Below are 6043 nucleotides of genomic sequence, written 5' to 3' on the forward strand. Positions count from 1 at the left end.
CGAGCACGATGTGGGCGTGGCTGCCCGCGGTCCCGGTGACACTGACGGAGGCGGTACGCCGGCCCTCGCGCCGTTCGCGCAGCCAGGGCCGCGAGCAGGTGAACCGCTCCGGGCCCGCTTCTCGTGCCGTTCTTGAGGTGTCAGGCGTCAGGCGCCGCGGCGTACGCCCGCGGAGACCGTGAAGCGGTTGATCGCCCAGAACAGGCCGAGCGTGATCAGGGCGAGGATCGCCACCAGCGTGGCGCCGCCGACGACCTTCTCGTAGTTGCGCTGGTAGAGGCCGTCGACAATGTAGCGGCCGAGGCCACCGAGGCTGACGTAGGCGGCGATGGTGGCCGTCGAGACGATCTGGATGGCCGCCGAGCGCAGACCGCTGAGGATCAGCGGGAGCGCGACCGGGAGTTCGACCTGGAACAGGATCCGCGGCTCCGCCATGCCCATGCCGCGGGCCGCGTCCACCGGGGACGGGTCCACGGACCGCATCGCCTCGTACGTCGTCACCAGGATCGGCGGGACGGCGAGGACGACCAGCGGGATCATCACGGGGAGATGGCCGAGGCCCAGCAGCACGAACATCAGCACCAGCAGACCGAAGCTGGGCAGGGCGCGGGCGGCGGTGGCGATGAGCGCCAGGGAGTTGCCGCCCCGTCCGGTGTGACCGGTGAGCAGGCCGATGGGCAGCCCGATGGCGGCGGCGATGGCGAGGGCGGTCAGCGAGTACTGGATGTGCTCGCGCAGCCGGGTGGGGATGCCGTCGTAGCCGTGCCAGTGGGCGCTGTTGCTGAAGAAGTCACTGACGTAGTGCAGTACGTTCACCGGACCGCGTCCTCCAGGGCGGGCGCGGCCGGTTCGGGCCGGGCCGGTTCGTCGACGGGGCGTGTCTTTCGTCCGCCGCGCGGCATCCAGGGCGTGATGACCAGCCGGAGGACGACCAGGAGGGCGTCCGCGAGGATGGCGAGCACGGCGGTGCCGATGACGGACAGCCAGATCAGGCGCGGCTGGTGGTAGATCATGCCGTCGTTGAGCAGGTTGCCGAGGCCGCCCTGGTTGCCGATCAGCATGCCGACGCTGACCAGCGAGATGCTGGACACGGTCGCCACCCGGAGCCCGGCGATGATCGCGGGCGCGGCGATCGGGAGTTGCACCTGGACGTACCTACGGATCGGTCCGAGGCCCATCGCGGTGGCCGCGTCGAGGGTCTCCTGCGGCACCGAGCGGACGCCGTCGACGATCGCCGGCACGAACACGACCAGGCTGTAGACGGCCAGCGGGATCATCACCGTGGTCTCGGTCTGGCCGGTGTAGTCGATGAGGACGACGAAGAAGGCGAGCGAGGGGATCGCGTAGAGCACGGTCGTGATCCACAGCACCGGCGGGTACAGCCAGCGCAGCCGCACACAGAGCTGGGCGATCGGCAGCGCCACGAGCAGACCGGCCAGGACCGGGATCAGGGCCTCGCGCAGATGCAGTCCGACCAGGCCCCAGTACGTGTTCTGGAGGTCGCTGGGTATGTCGAAGAAGCCGTTCATCCGGCGACCTTCGCGTCGGCGCGGCCCTCGGCGTGGGCGGCGCGGATGGCCTCGCCGATGGTCTGCTGCGAGACGACGCCGGCCACCCGGCCCTCGGTGTCGACCGCGACGGCCCAGCCGGTCGGCGAGAGCACCGCGCCGTCGAGCGCGGCCCGCAGCGACTCCTTGCCGTGCACGAAGGGCCGGCCGTGCGACACGAGCCGTGCGGGGTCGATCCGGCCGGCGGCCAGGGCGCCCGGCTCGCTCCAGCCGAGCGGCTTGCCGTCCAGGTCGGTGACCAGGAGGTAGGGCGCGTCCGGGGTGGTGCGGGCGGCGATCTGCTCGGCGGTGGCGTCGACGGCGACGATCGGCGTGGTCAGCAGGTCCAGGCCGGCGGAGGAGAAGAAGGAGAGCCGGCGGATGCCGCGGTCCGCGCCCAGGAAGTCCTCGACGAACGGGTCGGCGGGGCTGGACAGCAGCTCGGCGGGCGGCGCGAACTGGGCGAGCTTGCCGCCGGTGCGCATCACGGCGACCATCGTGCCGATCTTGACGGCCTCGTCGATGTCGTGCGTGACGAAGACGATGGTCTTGCCCAACTCCTCCTGGATGCGCAGGAGTTCGTCCTGAAGGCCCTTGCGGACCACGGGGTCGACGGCCGAGAACGGCTCGTCCATGAGGAGCACCGGCGGGTCCGCGGCGAGCGCCCGGGCCACGCCTACGCGCTGCTGCTGGCCGCCGGAGAGCTGGTAGGGGTAGCGCTTGGCGAGGGAGGCGTCGAGGCCGACCCGGCCCATCAGCTCCCGGGCCCGCTCCCGGGCCTTGTCCTTGCTCCAGCCCAGCAGCCGGGGCACGGTCGCTATGTTGTCGATGATCGTGCGGTGCTGGAAGAGCCCAGCGTTCTGGATCACGTAACCCATCGACCGGCGCAGCGTGTTGACCGGCTGCTTCATGACGTCTTTGCCGTCGATGAGGATGGTGCCCTCGGTCGGCTCGATCATCCGGTTGATCATGCGCAGGGTGGTGGTCTTGCCGCAGCCCGAAGGTCCGACGAGGACGGTGATCGAGCGGTCGGGTATCTCCAAGGAGAGGCGATCGACCGCCACCGTGCCGTCCGGGTACCGCTTGGTGACTGAATCTATCCGTATCAAAACGCCGAATACCCTTCGGGACTGGCAGAAAATGCCCGCTTTGGCCAACGGTCACAGGCCGTTGCCGGGAGAGTCTAAACCGTCCGGGTTTTGGTGTATCGCCTGCAGCGGACGAGATTCATCCGCCCGTTACGAAAAGGGTCGTCACCCTCGCCGCGGGGCCGGATTCTTGGGGCCCGTCGTCACCGCGCTGTGTCCTACCTGTGAGTTCGCTGATTCTCACGCTCCGCTCAGAGACCGCTCAGGGATCCCCCAGACGACGCCCTGATGGTCGCTGACATGAACGAAACGAACGCGGTCGGCGCCCGACGCCGGTCGGTCGAGGTGGTGGTGCCGGTCCACAACGAGGCCCACGTCCTCGCCGACAGTGTCGGCACCCTGCACGCACACCTCGAAGAGTCCTTCCCGTTCCCGTTCCGGATCACGATCGCGGACAACGCGAGCACGGACGCCACCTGGCGGGTGGCGGCCTCGCTCACCGAGTCGCTGCCGCACGTGCACGCCGTACGGCTGACGGCCAAGGGCCGGGGCCGGGCGCTGAAGCACGTGTGGAGCGAGTCCACGGCGGACGTCGTCGCCTACATGGACGTCGACCTCTCCACCGGTCTGGAGGGCTTCCTCCCGCTGGTCGCCCCGCTCCTGTCCGGGCACAGCGACCTCGCGATCGGCAGCCGGCTGCACCGGCAGTCGGCCGTGGTGCGCGGCCCCAAACGGGAGTTCGTGTCCCGCTCGTACAACCTCCTCCTCAAGCTCGGTCTGGCGGCGCGCTTCTCGGACGCGCAGTGCGGGTTCAAGGCGGTGCGCACCGATGTGTTCCGCGCGCTGGCCCCGCACATCGAGGACACCGCCTGGTTCTTCGACACCGAGCTGCTGGTCCTGGCCCAGCGCAACCGGCTGCGCATCCACGAGGTGCCGGTCGACTGGGTCGACGACCCCGACAGCCGCGTGGACATCGTCCGCACCGCCCTCGACGACCTCAGGGGCGTGCGGCGCATGCTGCGCGCCACCGTGACCGGCCGCACCCGGGTCACCGACGTACCCCGGCGGGCCGGCACTCCCCACGTGCCGGCCGCCCGCGAGTCCCTCGAAGGAGCGCCCACCGGGGCGCCCGCCTCTTCCCGCTCGGAGCACCTGGAGTACGCGTCATGACGACCCTCGCCCCGCCCCCCGCGCCCCCGGCCCAGGAGGGCCGCCACCGCGCCGCCGCCCCGCCCGTCCCCCGGATCAGAAGGCTGTTCACCGGCGCCCCCGAGGACCCGCGCTGGGCCCGCCCCGCCCTGTGGGCGATCCTGATCCTGGCGACGGCCCTGTACGCCTGGAACCTCTCCTCCATCACCGGCAACACCTTCTACAACGCGGCCGTCTACTCCGGCACCAAGAGCTGGAAAGCCTTCTTCTTCGGCGCGTTGGACTCCGGCAGCTTCATCACGGTCGACAAACCGCCGTTCGCCCTCTGGGTGATGGGCCTGTCCGCCCGCGTATTCGGTTACGGCACCTGGCAGTTGATGCTGCCGATGGTCGCGGTCGGCACGGGCTCGGTCGCCCTCCTGTACCGCATGATCAAGCGGGACTTCGGCGTCGTGGCGGGCACGATCTCCGCCCTCGTGCTCACCCTCACCCCGATCACGGTCGCCATCAACCGCGACACCAACCCCGACCCGATCCTCGTCTTCCTGATGCTGCTGGGCGCGGCCGCCCTGATGAAGGCCGTGCGCACCGGCAAGTTGATGCCACTGGTGTGGTCCGGGGTCGCGATCGGCTTCGCGTTCAACACGAAGATGATGCAGGCATACGTCGTCCTGCCCGCGTTCTTCCTGGTCTACCTGTGGGCCACGCGCATCTCCCTGGGCCGCCGCATCCGCAACCTGGCCGTCGGCACCGTGGCGTTGATCGTCTCCAGCGCCTGGTGGATGGTGGTCGTCGACCTGATCCCCGCCTCCTCACGCCCCTACATCGGCGGCTCGACCGACAACACCGTGTGGGACCTGGTCATCGGCTACAACGGCTTCGGCCGTATCTTCGGGGCGAGTTCATCGGTCGGCTCGCAGGGCAACGGCGCGAGCTTCGGCGGCGACGCGGGCCTCTACCGGCTCTTCAACAGCATCATGGGCGGCCAGATCTCCTGGCTGATCCCCTTCGCGGCGATCGCCCTGATCGGCGGCCTGGTGCTGCGCGGCCGGTCACCTCGCACGGACGCCAAGCGGGCCGCGCTGCTGCTGTGGGGCGGCTGGTTCGTCCTGCACTACCTGACCTTCGCCCTCGCCGAGGGCACGTTCCACCCGTACTACGTCACCGCCATGGCACCCGGCATCGCGGCACTGGCCGGCGCCGGCGGAGTCATGCTGTACCGCGCCTTCAAGGACGGCTCGGCGGCGAAGTGGGGCTGGGTCCTGCCGGCCGCGATCGCGGTGAGCTCGGTCTGGGCGATCGTCCTGCTCCAACGGGTCTCCGGCTCCGGGACGCTCTACACGGTCGCGGAGGTCGTGGCCGGGGTCGCCGGCGCGGCCGCGGTGATCGGCCTGCTGGTCGGGCGGTTCACCAGGCGACAGCGGCTTACGGGGATCGCGGCACTGGCGGCGATCGTCGCGCTGCTCGCCGGGCCCGCCGCGTACTCGGTGTCGGCGGCGACCGCCGGCACCAACGGCACGAACCCGACGGCCGGTCCGAGCACGGGTGGCGGGATGGGCGGCGGCGGTGGCATGGGCGGCGGCCAGCGGCCCAGCGGCAACGGCGGTCCGGGCGGGAGCAGTTCGAGCGGCACGAGCGGCTCGGGCGGTCAGTCGACGGGGACGCCTCCGTCAGGGAGCGCGCCGTCCGGCAGCGGGTCTTCGAGCAGCGGGTCGTCGAGCAGCGGCTCGTCGTCCGAGGCGGAGTCCGGCAGCAAGTCGGGCACCGAGGGCGCGACCGGTGGCGGCATGGGCGGTGGGTCGGTCTCCTCCGCGGAGATCACGTACCTCAAGAAGCACCAGGACGGCGCCACTTGGCTGGTGGCGGTGGCCACCGACCAGACCGCGTCCTCGATCATCCTGGAGTCCGGTCAGCCGGTGATCTCCATGGGCGGCTGGTCGGGGTCCGACAACGCGATGACCCTCGCCAAGCTCAAGAGCCTGGTGAAGTCGGGCAAGTTGCACTACATCGTCGTCAGCAGTGACGGCGGACAGGGCACCAACTCCGAGATCTCCACCTGGGTCAAGAAGCACGGCACGGCGGTGAGCGACTACAGCGGGCTGTACCGCCTGGACGCCTCCGACGTCAGCTGACGTCCGACACCTGACATCAGGTGTCCGGCCCAACAGCCAAGGGCGGGCCGCCGGTTGAGGGATCTCCCTGAGTTCCATGAACTTCTCCGGATCCGCCAGCGCGGCCCAGCCGTCGGTGGCGTCCAGG

At 70.3% G+C, this 6043-nt stretch carries 5 protein-coding genes; 2 read left to right on the plus strand and 3 right to left on the minus strand.

Features of this window, described 5'->3' with window-relative positions:
• Positions 1-147: 147 nt before the first annotated feature.
• From ACWDR3_RS46895 to ACWDR3_RS46905, 3 genes are read right to left on the minus strand one after another with little or no spacing between them, the layout of a single operon-like run.
• Positions 148-816: an ABC transporter permease gene (locus ACWDR3_RS46895; protein ID WP_402346048.1), complete on the minus strand. Its 669-nt coding sequence runs from the start codon at positions 814-816 to the stop codon at positions 148-150.
• Positions 813-1529 carry an ABC transporter permease gene (locus tag ACWDR3_RS46900; RefSeq protein WP_450358817.1) on the minus strand — a complete coding sequence of 239 codons (717 nt, stop codon included), beginning with the start codon at positions 1527-1529 and terminating at the stop codon, positions 813-815. The genes ACWDR3_RS46895 and ACWDR3_RS46900 overlap by 4 nt, the downstream gene beginning before the upstream one ends.
• Entirely contained in the window at positions 1526-2656 is a 1131-nt protein-coding gene (locus ACWDR3_RS46905) for an ABC transporter ATP-binding protein (RefSeq protein ID WP_450358818.1), read from the minus strand. Before ACWDR3_RS46905 ends, ACWDR3_RS46900 begins: the two co-directional genes overlap by 4 nt.
• A 279-nt stretch (positions 2657-2935) precedes the next feature.
• On the opposite strand from ACWDR3_RS46905, the gene ACWDR3_RS46910 reads away from it, so the two are divergent.
• A complete protein-coding gene (locus tag ACWDR3_RS46910) occupies positions 2936-3805 on the plus strand; it encodes a dolichyl-phosphate beta-glucosyltransferase (RefSeq protein WP_450358819.1) in 870 nt (289 codons plus the stop codon).
• Positions 3802-5916, plus strand: coding sequence for an ArnT family glycosyltransferase (locus tag ACWDR3_RS46915; RefSeq protein ID WP_450358820.1), 2115 nt, complete (start codon positions 3802-3804; stop codon positions 5914-5916). Before ACWDR3_RS46910 ends, ACWDR3_RS46915 begins: the two co-directional genes overlap by 4 nt.
• Positions 5917-6043: the final 127 nt, after the last annotated feature.

Source organism: Streptomyces sp. NPDC001002 (assembly GCF_053599215.1).

Bases quoted from the DNA above. Each gene is read 5' to 3' on its own strand.
- ACWDR3_RS46900 (WP_450358817.1), bottom strand. From the start codon at position 1,529: ATGAACGGCTTCTTCGACATACCCAGCGACCTCCAGAACACGTACTGG.
- ACWDR3_RS46910 (WP_450358819.1), top strand. From the start codon at position 2,936: ATGAACGAAACGAACGCGGTCGGCGCCCGACGCCGGTCGGTCGAGGTG.
- ACWDR3_RS46915 (WP_450358820.1), top strand. From the start codon at position 3,802: ATGACGACCCTCGCCCCGCCCCCCGCGCCCCCGGCCCAGGAGGGCCGC.